Below are 14,226 nucleotides of genomic sequence, written 5' to 3' on the forward strand. Positions count from 1 at the left end.
TCAGACCTTCTTTCTCATCAGGGCCGCCACGACGTCGAGGCTTAACGAGGTACTCGACAGTTGCTTGTGATCTAAGGCGGCGATCATTGCCTCCAGCACGTTGCCGGTATTCACCGTAGGTAGGAAGCCTCGCGGAGCCCTCTTCTGATGGAAGTCGGCCGGGTCTCGGCCGTGCAGATGGCACCATCGGACAATGTTCTCCGCAATGTGCCGATCTCTGGCCTGCAGCCCTGGATCAGCGACAAAGTCGGGGGTAATCTCCACCCAGCCTTCGGGAGGCGTCTCGCCCGGCTCAACGTCCTTGAACACGAAATCGGTGAGGTTCAGGAAACGGCGCCCGGTTTGGATGGGAACGGAGAACGCCGCCCAGAAGCGGTAGTTGAATCGCGGAGTCGGCTTCGCAACGACCATCCTTTCAATAATGACCTGCTCGGATACCGTGAGCGCTGGCTCCGGCTCGACCGTTGAATTCGCTGCGCGAACTAACGCCTGCACGTTGTTGAACTCGCCGGTTTTGACGATGGTGAACTTGTCGGAAAGGCGATCGCGAATAAAGTTTCCTAGACTTTGCTTCGTGACGAGCTTGAGAGTGTTGAGGGCGGACCCAAGATCCTTGCCCAGTTCGCTCAGGAGATAATAGCTCCTCGTGCTCAGGGCGGCATCCGCCAGCTCCACGATCCTAACGGCGATCTGATCTATCGTGCCTTCTTCGCCCATGCGCCCGCCTCACTGCCCTAAAGCGCGAATTATGCACGGTCGAGCCGGCCAATTCCATCCTCAAATAGGTAGGCATCGCCATATCACTGCCCCGCGGGCGCCTCTGCAGCGGAAACCGCGCGGTTGACCTTGCACGCGACCAACCACGCTTCGAGATCTGGTCGCCCTGAGTATGTCGACAAGAATGGCGCTCTCGTCCGCATGGCCAGCCATGTAGTACAGGCGTTGACCAACGACCGCTACTGCATGCGAACTTACGCGGTCGTGCGGGCCACAGCGTCCACCACGGAGTTGTCGGCAGGCTGGAACCCGTTTTGTCCACGTCATGCCTACGCCCCCCTTTTGAGTTCAAGTTTCTGCGGCTATGCCGGCCCCAGGGTTTTCACACTGGTCCGGCCCATAGCGAATCGGACCTTCGTTTCGTAGCCCAATCGAGTTCCTGGCGCGCTCGATGGCTGCGAGAAACGGTCGCGACTTCGCGTCGATCACACCTCTGCGAACCCGATTGGGACATGCTCAGAACTTAAAAGGCCCCGGCCTGTGGGGTCAGCACCGAAAGCCTGCTTACCTCTTGCGGCCCAGAGCGCTCGCGCGCTTTCGCCCCGGTCGCTCTGGATCTTCTCAGCCATACAAAGCAGCGCACCGTAGATCACGGCACGGTCGTCACCTGTTAACTCGACCACGCGAGCTTTGACCATGAGGCCGCCAAGCTCGATGAGGTGCCGCGTGCGCTTGCGGCGATCTACCTGCCACGTGCGCATGTCATGTCGTGCCTTTGCGGCTTGATACCGGTTGCGCGCCACTCGGTAGCGCAGGAGCGCTGTAGAAGTTGCGGTCAGTTGTTGGTGCATTTCGCTTCGGCCGGCTTTGAAAAAATGAGGACCCACGCTTGGCCCATGCCTCCCTCTTCCCGGCTTCTTTTGTCTCAGCCAAGACGATCAGTGCGCCCGCCAGTTCGTCCGCGCTGAGTGCATCCGCACCGGTGGCGATGACCAATTCGCCGAGCTGACGCACTTTGCGGGTCTTCAGGCCTTGCGCCTTGTCGGCGAGTGCCTTTAGGTCCGCATCGAAATCCCTCGGTTTGCGCATCGCTGTCTCCATGAGTGTCTGTGAAGAAATGATAGCTGGGCGAACGGCATAATGCTGTAAGGTCGTCAGAACATCCTGAGACGCGGTAATCCCTCCCGAGATTTTTTCGAGGGAGGGCGCGCTTATACGTCGTGCCGACGTGCGCTTCGCTGTGCCAGTGATCCGATCGCGATGGCGATCTATCATCTTCACGTCAAGGTCATTGGCCGGAAGGCCGGGAGCAGCGCGGTGGCATCGGCGGCCTACCGCTCGGGCTCGCGACTGCGCGACGAGCGCTTGGATCGCAGCCACGACTTTTATGGCAAGCGCGGCGTCGTCCATTCCGAGGTGATGCTGCCGGAGAATGCGCCGCAGGCGTGGAGCGACCGCGAACGGCTGTGGAACGATGTCGAGGCATTCGAGGTCCGCAAGGATGCCCAGCTTGCCCGCGAAGTCGAATTTGCCCTTCCCCGCGAGATGAGTGAGGTCCAGGGCATCGAACTGGCCCGCGACTTCGCTCGGGCCGAATTCGTCGATCGGGGCATGATCGCCGATCTCAACGTGCATTGGGACAGGGCCGAGGACGGCACGCCGAAACCCCATGCTCATGTCATGCTGACCATGCGCGCGGTCGACGAGAGCGGCTTTGGCCAGAAGGTGCGGGATTGGAACCGCACGGAGATGGTCGAGCGCTGGCGCGAACGCTGGGCGGAGATCGCCAATGAACGTCTCGCCGAACTCGACATTGACGCGCGCATCGACCATCGCAGTCTGGAAGTGCAGGGCATCGCACTGGAGCCGCAAAGCCAGATCGGCGCACCCGCCAAACGCATTGAGGAGCGCGGCATCGAGGGCGAAGGCAGCGGGGCCGATCGCGCCGAGATGCACCGCGAGATCGCACGCAGCAATGGGGCACAGATCATCGCCGATCCCTCCATTGGGTTGGACGCTATCACCCGGCAGCAATCGACCTTCACACAGCGCGACATGGCGAAGTTTGCGCACCGGCACAGCGACGGGGTCGACCAGTTCAACGCGGTCATGAGTGCGATGCGTAGCGCGCCCAATCTGGTCGAGCTCGGCAAGGACGGACGCAGCGAGGATCGCTTCACGACCCGCGAGATGATTGAGGCCGAACAGCGCCTGCACCGCGCGGCCGCACTGATGGCGGAACGGGAACGCCATGCGACGCGGGATGCAGACCGGGAAGCCGCTTTGGCACGCGCGGAAGCGCGCGGCCTTGTCCTTTCCGGCGAGCAAGCCGAGGCGCTGGCGCATATCACCGATGGGCGCGATCTCGGCATTGTCGTCGGCCATGCCGGAACCGGCAAGAGCGCGATGCTGGGGGTGGCGCGGGAGGCGTGGGAGGCGGCGGGTTACGAGGTCCGGGGCGTAGCGCTGTCCGGCATTGCGGCGGAAAATCTCGAAAGCGGATCGGGCATTGTGTCACGCACCATCGCCAGCCTGGAACATGGCTGGCAACAGGGCCGCGACCTGCTCACGTCGCGCGATGTGCTGGTGATCGACGAGGCGGGTATGGTCGGGACGTGCCAGTTGGAGCGCGTGCTGTCCCATGCGGCCGAGGCTGGCGCAAAGGTCGTGCTGGTCGGCGATCCGCAACAACTGCAAGCCATCGAGGCCGGCGCGGCGTTCCGATCGATCCATGAGCGTCACGGCGGTGCGGAAATCGGCGAAGTACGCCGTCAGCGGAAGGAGTGGCAGCGCGACGCCACGCGCGATCTGGCCAATCGCCGTACCGGGAACGCACTCGAAGCCTATCGCTCCAGGGGCATGGTGCATGAGGCCCAGACCCGCGAGCAGGCGCGCCGCGATCTGATCGATCGCTGGGACCTCGACCGACAGGCATCACCGGATCGGAGCCGGATCATCCTCACCCATACCAACGACGAGGTCCGGGCGCTGAACGAGGCGGCCCGCGGGCGGATGCGGGTCGCCGGTGATCTGGGCAATGAGGTGGCTGTGGCGGTCGAGCGCGGCGCGAGAAATTTTGCCAGCGGTGATCGCCTCATGTTCCTGCAGAACGAGCGCGGTCTCGGGGTCAAGAACGGCACGCTCGGGACCATCGAGCAGATTAGCGCGCAATCCATGACCGTGCAGACCGACGATGGCCGATCCGTTCGCTTCGACCTCAAGGATTACAATCGGGTCGACCATGGCTATGCCGCGACCATCCACAAGGCCCAGGGCATGACGGTCGACCGCGCCCATGTCCTGGTGACGCCGGGGATGGATGCTCACAGCAGCTATGTCGCCCTGTCCCGACACCGCGACGGCGTGGACCTGCATTATGGCCACGACGATTTTGTGGGTCGGGACCGGCTTGTCCGTACCCTCTCGCGCGACCGGTCCAAGGACCTGGCCTCGGACTACGAACGCGCCGACCCGGTACAGAGCTATGCCGAGCGGCGTGGGATCACCTTCCGCGAGCGTGTCGCCGAGATCGTGCGCAAGGTCGTGCCCGAGAAGGTCCGCAACATGTTCGACGGCCTTCGCTCTCCGTCAAATATGCCCGACCCGGATGGTGGACGGAGCCCGGAGCGGGAAACGCCGGAAAGGGAAAGGGGCGGCACGGAAGCCCTTCGGCGCGGAACAGAAGCGCCGGAAAGGAAGGTGGCGGAAGAGGCGGAAAAGGAATTGCGTCGCGTGCGTACCCGAGCGCTCGTGCGCCATGCCCGCGCCGTGGGTGCGATCTTCGAGGCGCAGGAGATGGGCAGCGAGGCCAGTCCCGCGCAAGTGAAAGAACTGCAAAAGGCCCGCCGGGTCTTCGAGGAGGTGCGGCCTTATGGCTCGCTCGATGCCGAAGCCGCCTACAAGAAGAACCCGGAACTTGCCCGCGAGGCGGCTGGCGGCCGGGTCAACCGCGCCATCCGCGCGCTCCAGCTCGAGACCGAACTGCGCATCGCCCCTCACCGCCGCGCCGACCGCTTCATAGAGGACTGGCAGAGGCTCAACCAGGCCAGCCGGCGCCAGTATCAGGCCGGCGACTTCTCCGGCTACAGGGCCACGCGCTCGGCGATGGGCGACATGGTAAGGAGCCTCGAACGCGATCCGCAACTGGAATCCCTCCTCGATAATCGCAAGCGGGAGCTCGGCATCGCCTTCGAGTCAGGCCGCCGGCTCGGCCTCGAACTCGCCTTCTCCCACGGCATCGATCTTGGCCGAGGCCGGGGCATCGGAATTTGAACCACCCGATTTACCGCCGATTCTTCGCCACGGTGCAGCACGTCGAAAAACCCTCTTGCGTGCCCTTGGATGCCTTCCTTGTCTGGTCTCAGCAGCCGTCAGAAACAGCCAACAGGAGGCAGCGCGGCCATGCGCGAACCTGACCGTATCATCCGTTTGAAAACCGTCCTCGATAGGACCGGGCTGTCCCGCTCAACCATCTACCGCAAGATCGCCGAGGGCACGTTCCCACCGCAGATCAGGATCAGCGTCAACGGGACCGGCTGGCATGAATCCGACATCAACCGCTGGATCGCAGATCCCGCCGGATGGCGTCCGAAAGGCGAGTTCGATGAGGTCCGCTGACGGTAGAGGCTAGCGGCCGTCACGCAGCCGAAGCAGCTGAGAACCAAATTTTCGCCAATGCCCGTCGCCGCAGATCTGGCCGATATGGGCTGCATCATTCCTTCAGCTAACAATTCGGCGCTCGATGGCAGCTTGTCTGACGACCCTGAATATCCAACCAGCCGCTTCAGCCGTTCAGACGCGGCCCGACAAAAAAATCGCCTCGATCAGCTTGCAGACCGCCGCTTCGTGGTCTCGAAGGGAGTTTGCCCATGTATCAGCTGTCTATGTTATCTGGCCCGTAGGCCCTCCGAACATGATGGTCATGAACGGAACGACCCCGGAGATCTCCGCGGATTTCAGCGCAACATCGGCTTGACTGACCACCGGCAGTACGCGGCCGCAATAGTCGATACCAGTGACCGCCATTACGCGATCATCAAGGGATTGTTCTCCGCCTGGTCGCGATTGCGACCCGCTTGCGTCCGAGTGCCATCTCCGAGGTTACCGCCATCAGGCATAGGAGCCGTCCTCGATTTCGCATGACCCTGCCTCGTCTTCGTAGCGTCGATCAGTGCTTTGGAGGACGATGGCATGCCCCACCGCCCGCTGGCGAGCTCGCGGCCTTCGGCTCCCGTCCGAACGATCGGCGGCTTGTAGTCCAGGAAGATGCCGACTTGCTCTACCTCGTTGGTCATTATCTGCGCGCGGTGCCGGGGTTCGAGCGCAAGGCGCATCTGCAGGAATTGGTCGCCGGCGTGCCTGTCCAGTTCGGCGAGAACTTCGCGATATCGACGGCCCCCTTGCCACCGCAAGACGTTTACGGCCTCGCCGATTTGCCTATCCACGGGAATCCCTTAGGTTATCTATCCGCATCCGCCGCGCTAGGCGGCTGCGGCGGCGGACCGGGATGTGACCGGAGAGATGGAGTTGGAATGATCAGAGAGGTCTTAAACCGCGAATTCGTCCTTGCGCAGATGGACACGGTGCTGGAGGAACTCAAGAAGCGTGCCTCAGCACGGCGGGGCGGGGCGGCGTCGGATCACGAACCGGTCGTCGAGAAGCAGGAATATTCGCGCGCCGTATCGGAGGTCGAAGCGGCAAAGGAGCGCCAGAACGCCGGCTCGTGGGAAGCGACCGGTTTCCAGCTTCGACCGCGGCGGCGTGGCCAGGCTTCCGCGTCACTGGACGAGACCTGCTTCATCAGCAGCAATCCCATCGTCAGCATCACTCAGAGCGCGCTCGAAGAATACTTCGATCATCCCGACAGCAGAGATCACGTCGACGAGAGCATTGTGGCGTCTGCGCGCGGCGGCGCAAAGGCGACCACGCCTGTGACCGACAGGTCGCTGGCCGCCGGCCTGCCTCCTTCCTCCCGCCGCGTCCTGGACAAGTTCTCGGTGACCGATCCCGGCTGGGTGAGCTCGCTCGTCGCCATGGGCATCTCCAAATTCCGAAATCCGCATCCGTTCAATCCCGAGCCCGCGCCCACGCACGTCATGGCGGACCGATGCCGGCTCGTGTTCGTGGGCGACTGGGGAAGCGGCTTGCCGAGAGCGCAGAAGGTCGCCACTCAAATGCGCAAGCTCGTCGAGGGGGCGATGGCTGCGGGGACAGAATGCCACGTCATTCATCTGGGCGACGTGTACTATTCCGGCTTCGACTACGAGTACCGAAAGCGCTTCCTGCCCTATTGGCCCGTCAACCCTGGCGAGGAGGACAGGATCGGGTCCTGGTCCTTGAACGGCAATCACGACATGTATTCGGGCGGTCACGGGTACTACGGCACTCTGCTCGCCGACGCGCGGTTCGCGAGGCAGGCCCGATCGAGCTTCTTCCGTCTGGCCAACGACCATTGGCAGTTTATCGGCCTCGACACGGCGTACGACGACGACGGTCTGAAGGATCCGCAAGCGACGTGGCTGGCCGACATCCTGGCCGGAAGCCGACAACGCGCCGTGTTGCTGACGCATCATCAATTCTTCAGCGCATACGAGGACGGCCCCGACGTCGGCAAGGTTCTGCGCGAAAAGCTCGGTCCTCTATTGGCCGACAAGGCGATCTTCGGCGCGATCTGGGGCCACGAACATCGATGCGTACTCCACTCCGCCCATGGCGGCCTCGAGTACGCACGCCTCGTCGGCAACGGAGGGGTCCCGGTCTACATGACGCACGCGGAGGGAGACGAGTATCCGTCGCCCGCGATCTTCGAAGACCGACGGTACATCGCAAGCGGCTTCGAACACTGGGCGTACATGGGCTTCTCGGTCGTCGACCTCGATGGCGATTCGCTGCGAGAGCGCTACTTCGACGAGGACGGATTTCTCTGCCGCGAAGGAACGATCGGCCCCGGCACCTGAACGGCACCGCGTCGACCAACACCTAGCCGCAGCGACGCGACGATGGCCTGCAGCGCGCAAGGACCGTGGCACGGGGGAACGAGTGGATGGCTCACAGCGGAAAAATGTTATAGTCTCCGCGATCCGTGAGGCGAACGGGCCGCGACCAATGCGTCGCATCGGCGGGATGATGGTGGCAGGGGATGGCGACTTGCGCTCGATAGAGTTTCCGCGCAACGCAACGCATCGAGCGTGCCGCTGGCGGATCCGATGGGCGGGTCGCCATGAATGATGCGACGGAGCAGGACGCCGATCCGGCGGCTGTCGATGATTTCGACCGGGCCGTCGACCTATTGGGATGCCGGCACCTCGAGCCGGCGCTGCGGATCTTCGTTCGTCTCGCCGAGTCGGACGAGTGGTTCGAGCGTTGCTCCGCCTACATTCTCGAAATCTGTTCGGAGCTTCTTCGGGCTCCAGGTCCGACGGATGACGTATCGAAGCTGCGCGACATCGAAAAGAGCGTCATCTCGAGAATGCGCGAACGGGGCGCTCGGACGAAGAGCGCAGGCCTCGCGCACCAGGTGTCCGGAGATGTGCTAACCTTCGATCATCTGCCAGGCCTGCCGATGCCCGACACTTTCCAGTCGCCGGCGACCGATCAAAAGGGCGGTGACAAGACGGAACGGCCACTCCGACCGATCGTCGAGCAGACCCCCCATATGGACATCATCCATGAGGGATCGCTGGTACCCGGCGCGGCGCTCAGCGTGAAGGTGTGGCTCGACGTCTCGCCGGCCAGAACGGGCGAGATCGCGACCAACGTGGTCGCACCGGCAGGAACGGGAATCGAAGCCGTTCTCGTCGCCTCCAGCCACTTCGAGATCGAGGGCAACGACCGGACCACCTTCATTCTCGAAACCGCGCAGACGACGGTGTCGTTGCCATCGTTCCAATTGAAGGTCGTCCGAGACCAGGAAACGATGGGCGAGAGGCCCTGCATCATCATCGTGTTCTTCGCGGAACAACGCGCCTGCGGCAAGATTGCGCGCATCGTGGAGTTCAATAAGGTTTCAGGCACGACTGTGAACCCGCCGGCCAAGCTGGTGATTCCGCCGCCGGATGCGCCCAGAGCCGATCTCGTCGTCACGATCGTCGCCGATCCGCCGGGCAGCAGCCGGCAATTCGTCTGCCTCGTCAGCTCTCCGCACCTGGAGAAGTACAGAACCCCGCAGACCGGGCCCTGGAGTCCCGGAGACGACACCAGCCGAATCGTCGCAGGATTCATGGATCGCTTCACGTCGGACCAGACGCCCCCCGAAATGCTGACGGACGAACTGCGCGGAGCCGGTAAGCAGCTGTTCACTGCCTCGCCGAAAAACTTCCAGCAGGCATTCTGGGATCTGATCGACGCGAGCGCTCCGCTCTCGACAATCGCGATCGTGTCGGAGGAAGCCTTTTTTCCTTGGGAGCTCATGGTTCCTCGGCGCATCGTCGGAAAGACATGGCAGGAGCGAAATCCCCTAGGTGTCGAGTTCGGAATTGGCCGATGGACCGATCGGAGTCTGATATCGCCGGCGTGGAGCGTCGAGCTCGTCGACAGTTTCGTGGTCGCTCCCAGATATTCCGGCGCAACCAGGCTCGCCAGCGCCGAGCAGGAAGCCGAAATGGTGCTCGCCGCATACGGCGGCCGACGCGTCGATCCGGCGACATTCGGAGAATTCCGCAAGGAGCTTCTCGCGCAGTCGCGATCGCTCATTCATTTCGTATGCCACGGCGAGTCTTCCGCGGTCGACCAGACGATCCGCCTTGAAGATTCGAGCATCACGACGACGACGTTGTTAGGAATTCCCAACCTGGCGGCGATCATCGCCGAAAAGCGCCCTCTCGTCTTTCTGAACGCGTGCGAGATCGGCAGGCTCAAGCCTGCGCTGGTCGGAGTGAGAGGATTCGCATCCGCCTTCATCGAATTGGGAGCGGCAGCCGTGATCGCGCCGCTATGGAGCGTGGACGACGGCATCGCGCATCAGGTCGCGCGGGCGTTCTACGAGGCGGTGAAGAACGATCCGAGCAAACCGTTCAGCCTTATCATGTCGCAGATCCGCGACAAGGCCTACACCGAGGCGAAGGACACATTTGCGGCGTATTGCTTCTTCGGCGACCCGCTCGCCAGCATCGCAAGACCGGCTCAATCATGATCTCGCGCAGAAGTCAGCTATGCCGGAAGGCCGTCCAGCAAAGCGGCGTGTTTCAATCTGAATTCCCTCGCCTCGACGGAAAGAAGACCCAGGGAATTCGGGTACACCACCACGTATACCGGCGAGCGCACGCCGCGTTCGAGCGATATTCCAAGATGCGCGAGAGCCGCGTCTCCCAAATAGGGCCGGTGTTCGGTATCGACCTGAAGACGACCGTAGGAATCCTGGAGCAAACGCATGGCCTCCAGATTGTCGTCCGAGCCCTCGTCGGCTGCAAGCTCTTCGTAGCGAATGCGCACCTGCTCGCCACAGGGCGTCCAAGGCAAGAGGCGAACGAAGCCCGGCTCCCGAAGAACCATCAGCAATTCCGCTGGATTGCCCTTGTTCGGCTTCAGCCAATCGAACCGGGCGGTCCAACGGGGCAGCAGATTGAGCCGCCGGTGGGGGTCAATGTGCGCCAATTCCTGAAAGACCGCCGCGCCCGGCAGCGGAACGAGCGGCCGCCCGCTGGGAATCGTCTCTGCCATGGGTCATATTGGGTAAATCATGAGAAGTTGTCGCGCGGGTCAGGCGCGGGCGGCGGAGCTTGGACCGAGCCCCTATTCAGGCCGAAATCCGGGCGGGAAAGCACATGCATGTTGGCACTCGCTTTGACAGAAACACCACATATTGTTATATCTTGGATCACTGAGCATAACACGCTTCGCACGGCGCTTTTTACTGGCCAACGCTTCCGATCAGGCTCATGCTTAGCTGAACGGCGAGCCACCGGTTCCAGCATGGACGAGCCCGATGGGTAAAACAAGTTGGGGGATAGGGTGAGCTTCAAACGGCAATATCAAGCGGTAGACATCGGCCTCCGATACGTGCTCGAGAGCGGTCTCAACACCGTGAGAAGCGCGTCGCTGGCCCCAACGGACCCGGACGTGCTGGGAAGCCTGGTGGAGATCTTCTCGGAAGCCGGCCGGGGGTCTCAAAACATCCAGAGGCGAGAATTCCTGGTTGGCATCGAAGACCGGCCGGCATTCGATCGCTTCTCGTTGTTTTTCAAGTACCTGAAGAATTCGCTGAAAGGCGACGTTCCCAGTCGAATCCATGAAGCCGCAACCGTGTTTCAACGCGTCCGCGACCGCGTGCCGGTCGATCCGGCAGAACAAGAACGCGCGGCCGAACTCGTCGAGAAGCTTCTGGATTCGATGAGGAAGGAAGCCGCCTTGGCTCGTCCGGTGGCACCACGATCGATCGTGATCGAGTAGAGACGGCATGCCGCAGCCGCTCCTGCTGGCACAACAGGCTTGCTCCTTCTTCCTCGCGCGTCTGGAAGCCGAGACGGTCCGGCTGAAGGGCCTCACCTTCCCGGGGCACGACATCGGCCCCCGAAAGTGGATCAATCTCGTCGCCGGCCTGATTTCGTCGGGTCGCGCATTTCTCGACGAGTCGCGATCCGAAACCGACCCCGGCACGGCCCGCAGAAAGCTGCAGGAGGCGGAAGATATAGGAGAGCGGGCCTACAAACTGCTCGCCGAAGTTTCCGGCACCGACGCCACTCAAATCCCTCACGAGATCATCGCACCGTTCCACTCGTGGATTCGCGATCTCAAGATCGACAACACGACCTTTTTTCGGGCAGCCCATCTGTCGAACTACGAACTGTGGACCGTTCCAGAGCCGAAGATGCGGACCAAGCCGTCGCCGACATTCTCGAAGGCGTTGGCCGACATCGCATGGCCCGTGTTGATCGTCGCCGTTCCAGCGCGTGCGATGGACATGTTGCCCCATTTCGCCGTTGTCGCTCACGAGCTCGGACACGCCATACACCACCTGATCAAACCGGATCTCAAGCTCGCGGAGAACGAGAGGCGAGCGTGCGAGGCCCGTATCGAGGCCCGCCTGCAGGCGAACGGCACCCCGTTCGGACAGGAGGAGCAGCTTAGGCTCACGGAGATCACGGACAACTGGATCGAGGAAATCAAGGCGGACGCGGTCGGGCATATTCTTGTCGGGCCCGCCTACTTCTTCGCATTGTGCGGTTTTCTGGAACTCGCGCTGCGCACCTATGGCATCGCGGAAACACATCCGCCCTCCCAGCTTCGACGCCAGTTGTTGATGCAGGAGCTCGCCTCCGGCTCCTCGTCGTTTTCCGATGTATTTCTGCGGCGGACGCAGGTCGCTCTGTCGGACGATCTCAACAGTCCCAACATCCCTGCTTGTCCGCACGGAGACGACCTGTTCTCCGAGCTGCTGGATCAATATTCCGTCACCGAGGCGGCCATTTGCACGGAGTTGATTCCTTACATCGCCTCGCTCGGTCCAATCGTGTTCGCCGCCGCCAGGAGCCACCTGCAAGAGACCTGCCCCGATCTGATCTACACCAGCGACAAACTCGACTACGACCTCGGCGATCCGCTGACGATGTTGAGCTACCTCGTTCCGCCGATCGAATCGAACGACGGGGCGGCGCCGAAGCCGCTGGGACTAGCGTCGATATTGAACATCGGGTGGGCCGCACTGCTCACGAGGCTCGACCAGATACCCGATAAGGGGGGAGACCCCTCCAAGCTTGACGCTCGGCGTTCCGATCAACTCCACCAGTTGCTGCTCAAGGCCGTCGAGCTTTCCGAAGCCAGCCGTTTATGGAGCAGTCCGACGTGAGCGCGCTCTCCACTGAAGCCATCAAGTCGCGCCTTCGCGAGCAGGATCCGACCAAGCGCCTGGTCATCAGTCCGCTGCTGGATCAGGACGAGCAGATCAAGCCCGGACAAGCATCGGTCGACGTCCGGCTTGGATTTCACTTCTGTCTGGTGACGGCCTCTCTGTTCGGCTCGATCGACGAGTTCGACGAATCGACCAACAAGCGGACGTTCACCGATCTCTACCGCAGAGAATACGTCCCGTTCGGCGCAAGCATCATCATCCACCCCCATCAGTTCTTCCTTGCGCAAACGTTCGAATACCTTCGCCTTCCGACCGATCTGATGGCGTACGTAGTCGGTCGATCCACTTGGGGAAGATTGGGCCTCATCGTGGCGACGGCGGTGGGCATCCACCCCAGCTTCGCCGGAAGCCTGACCCTCGAACTGCGAAATCTCGGGGAGACGCCGCTCACGCTTTATCCGGGACAGACGATCGCCCAACTCTTTCTGCACTCGGTGGTCGATGGCAACGGCGCCCCGTCCACGCTGCCGCCCAAGGCCGCGCAGTACGCCGGAACGGTGGACATGGTCCCTCAATTGATCTCGTCCCCGGCGACGAACGGTCGGCTTTCCAAGCTCATCGAACGACACAGGACCCGTTCGCGCGTCTAACCGTTCGATCCGCCTGCATTGAGAGCGAGCAACTCGCTATGCTTCGGGTAATCGGCCAGCGCGGCCGCGATCAGCGTGCGCCGGTCGACGTTGCGCCCGCCACCTCCTCGCCGCAACGCCCGCAACGCGGAGAACCAATTCGATTTTCCCGTTCCGTTCAATTTGAGCAAGGAAAGATCGCCTCCGGCGCGGAGCCAAATATCCTGGTCGGTCGGCCCGAGCGGATAGAGATCGGGCAGCAGGACTTCGAGGTCGCGCGGCGAATGCAAAGACTGCCGCGCGATGTTCGCTTCTGCGCAGGTCAAGGCGATCGGAAAGTTGTCATCGAGGTCGTGAACCCGAAGCACCGGATGCTGCAGTCCGCTCATCGTTCGATTGACGTGTTCGGCCACGTAATTGAAAAGGTCGAGAACGCGAACGACTCCGTCGCTTCCGGTTCGCGACAGACCGGTCAATGCCTCCAGAATTTTGTCGGTGAACACGCTGTTGCGTGCACCCGGCAGGACGTGGGAATTCTCCTCCATCCGCGAAGATGCGATCACAACTCGACCGTTCCCGTGTGCGAGCGTGCGCAGTGCCTTCTCCGACAGGCCCGGTAACGCGATCTGCGGCCCGGCGCTCTTAAAGGTACCCGCACCGGCGGCATGGCACGCATCGATAAGGACGAGCAATCGCCGCGAGGGAATGGCAGCAAAGGCGTCGGAGAACTCCTCCTCCATGAGGACCGTCCCGTGCGGATCGTCCGCCCTGAAATCGATCGGCATCAGGAAACTCGTCTGATCGCCTGCGAAGCGCCCTCCATGGCCTGAGAAGAAAATGAGCACAGTATCGTCCGGGTCGGCGGATCGGGCGAGGTCCGTTAGCGACGCTCGCAGGCCAGCCAGCGTCGCATCATCGTCGGTGAGCGTGCGCACGTTCGCAGGAAGGAAGCCGCAATGGTCGGGCGACAGAAGTACGGAGGTGATGTCGCGAGCATCGTTCACCACGGCGTCCGGAAGCCGTGCTGCGTCGGTATAATCGGCCACCCCGATCACTAAGGCTCGCCCCCGTTCGAACATCCTGTCCGCCTCGGCT

The 14,226-nt window shown here is 62.3% G+C and carries 12 protein-coding genes and 1 pseudogene; 7 read left to right on the top strand and 6 right to left on the bottom strand.

All coding sequences use genetic code 11. The annotated features are described in order from the left end of the window. The 3 genes from QX048_RS12405 to QX048_RS12415 form a co-directional block, all read right to left on the bottom strand. Entirely contained in the window at positions 1 to 717 is a 717-nt protein-coding gene (locus tag QX048_RS12405; protein ID WP_315751877.1) for a hypothetical protein, read from the bottom strand. Positions 718 to 1,202: 485 nt separating this feature from the next. Beyond that, positions 1,203 to 1,568 carry a conjugal transfer protein TraD gene (locus QX048_RS12410; protein WP_316206958.1) on the bottom strand — a complete coding sequence of 122 codons (366 nt, stop codon included), beginning with the start codon at positions 1,566 to 1,568 and terminating at the stop codon, positions 1,203 to 1,205. Further along, positions 1,480 to 1,806, bottom strand: a complete 327-nt coding sequence (locus tag QX048_RS12415) for a conjugal transfer protein TraD (RefSeq protein WP_315751875.1) — start codon at positions 1,804 to 1,806, stop codon at positions 1,480 to 1,482. Before QX048_RS12415 ends, QX048_RS12410 begins: the two co-directional genes overlap by 89 nt. Positions 1,807 to 1,977: 171 nt before the next feature. Here QX048_RS12415 and traA point away from each other — a divergent pair, with 171 nt between their 5' ends. Together traA and QX048_RS12425 are read left to right on the top strand one after the other, a co-directional pair. Beyond that, positions 1,978 to 4,989: a Ti-type conjugative transfer relaxase TraA gene (traA, locus tag QX048_RS12420; RefSeq protein WP_315751874.1), complete on the top strand. Its 3,012-nt coding sequence runs from the start codon at positions 1,978 to 1,980 to the stop codon at positions 4,987 to 4,989. Between the two features lie 129 nt (positions 4,990 to 5,118). After that, complete coding sequence (locus QX048_RS12425) at positions 5,119 to 5,334, top strand: AlpA family transcriptional regulator (protein ID WP_315751873.1); 216 nt, start codon at positions 5,119 to 5,121, stop codon at positions 5,332 to 5,334. Positions 5,335 to 5,819: 485 nt separating this feature from the next. Here the strand turns inward: QX048_RS12425 and QX048_RS35250 are convergent. After that, positions 5,820 to 5,987 (bottom strand): annotated as a pseudogene (locus QX048_RS35250) (SOS response-associated peptidase); the annotation flags it as partial. Between the two features lie 3 nt (positions 5,988 to 5,990). Between QX048_RS35250 and QX048_RS12430 the strand changes: the two are divergent. Then, complete coding sequence (locus QX048_RS12430; protein WP_315751957.1) at positions 5,991 to 7,673, top strand: metallophosphoesterase family protein; 1,683 nt, start codon at positions 5,991 to 5,993, stop codon at positions 7,671 to 7,673. A 263-nt stretch (positions 7,674 to 7,936) separates the two neighbouring features. After that, positions 7,937 to 9,847 (top strand): CHAT domain-containing protein, encoded by a 1,911-nt coding sequence (locus QX048_RS12435; protein ID WP_315751872.1) that lies wholly within the window; start codon positions 7,937 to 7,939, stop codon positions 9,845 to 9,847. 17 nt (positions 9,848 to 9,864) lie between these two features. Here the strand turns inward: QX048_RS12435 and QX048_RS12440 are convergent, their stop codons facing one another. Beyond that, positions 9,865 to 10,374 (bottom strand): hypothetical protein, encoded by a 510-nt coding sequence (locus tag QX048_RS12440; protein WP_315751871.1) that lies wholly within the window; start codon positions 10,372 to 10,374, stop codon positions 9,865 to 9,867. A 291-nt stretch (positions 10,375 to 10,665) separates the two neighbouring features. Between QX048_RS12440 and QX048_RS12445 the strand changes: the two genes are divergently transcribed. Genes QX048_RS12445 through dcd form a run of 3 tightly spaced genes read left to right on the top strand, consistent with a single transcriptional unit; the run spans position 10,666 to position 13,152 of the window. Then, complete coding sequence (locus tag QX048_RS12445; protein ID WP_315751870.1) at positions 10,666 to 11,103, top strand: hypothetical protein; 438 nt, start codon at positions 10,666 to 10,668, stop codon at positions 11,101 to 11,103. Between the two features lie 7 nt (positions 11,104 to 11,110). Then, on the top strand, positions 11,111 to 12,499 hold the full coding sequence (locus QX048_RS12450; RefSeq protein WP_315751869.1) for a hypothetical protein: 1,389 nt from the start codon (positions 11,111 to 11,113) through the stop codon (positions 12,497 to 12,499). Next, positions 12,496 to 13,152, top strand: a complete 657-nt coding sequence (gene dcd / locus QX048_RS12455) for a dCTP deaminase (RefSeq protein WP_315751868.1) — start codon at positions 12,496 to 12,498, stop codon at positions 13,150 to 13,152. Before QX048_RS12450 ends, dcd begins: the two co-directional genes overlap by 4 nt. Here the strand turns inward: dcd and QX048_RS12460 are convergent. Beyond that, positions 13,149 to 14,210: a caspase family protein gene (locus tag QX048_RS12460; RefSeq protein ID WP_315751867.1), complete on the bottom strand. Its 1,062-nt coding sequence runs from the start codon at positions 14,208 to 14,210 to the stop codon at positions 13,149 to 13,151. The two genes, dcd and QX048_RS12460, sit on opposite strands and share 4 nt — an antisense overlap. Between the last annotated feature and the right edge of the window lie 16 nt (positions 14,211 to 14,226).

The organism is Bradyrhizobium sp. SZCCHNS30572 (assembly GCF_032484415.1).
Lineage (GTDB): Bacteria > Pseudomonadota > Alphaproteobacteria > Rhizobiales > Xanthobacteraceae > Bradyrhizobium.

Excerpts from the sequence above, each read along its gene's own strand:
- QX048_RS12405 (WP_315751877.1), bottom strand. The coding sequence starts at position 717 with ATGGGCGAAGAAGGCACGATAGATCAGATCGCCGTTAGGATCGTGGAG.
- QX048_RS12410 (WP_316206958.1), bottom strand. The coding sequence starts at position 1,568 with ATGCACCAACAACTGACCGCAACTTCTACAGCGCTCCTGCGCTACCGA.
- QX048_RS12415 (WP_315751875.1), bottom strand. The coding sequence starts at position 1,806 with ATGCGCAAACCGAGGGATTTCGATGCGGACCTAAAGGCACTCGCCGAC.
- traA (WP_315751874.1), top strand. The coding sequence starts at position 1,978 with ATGGCGATCTATCATCTTCACGTCAAGGTCATTGGCCGGAAGGCCGGG.
- QX048_RS12425 (WP_315751873.1), top strand. The coding sequence starts at position 5,119 with ATGCGCGAACCTGACCGTATCATCCGTTTGAAAACCGTCCTCGATAGG.
- QX048_RS12435 (WP_315751872.1), top strand. The coding sequence starts at position 7,937 with ATGAATGATGCGACGGAGCAGGACGCCGATCCGGCGGCTGTCGATGAT.
- QX048_RS12440 (WP_315751871.1), bottom strand. The coding sequence starts at position 10,374 with ATGGCAGAGACGATTCCCAGCGGGCGGCCGCTCGTTCCGCTGCCGGGC.
- QX048_RS12450 (WP_315751869.1), top strand. The coding sequence starts at position 11,111 with ATGCCGCAGCCGCTCCTGCTGGCACAACAGGCTTGCTCCTTCTTCCTC.
- QX048_RS12460 (WP_315751867.1), bottom strand. The coding sequence starts at position 14,210 with ATGTTCGAACGGGGGCGAGCCTTAGTGATCGGGGTGGCCGATTATACC.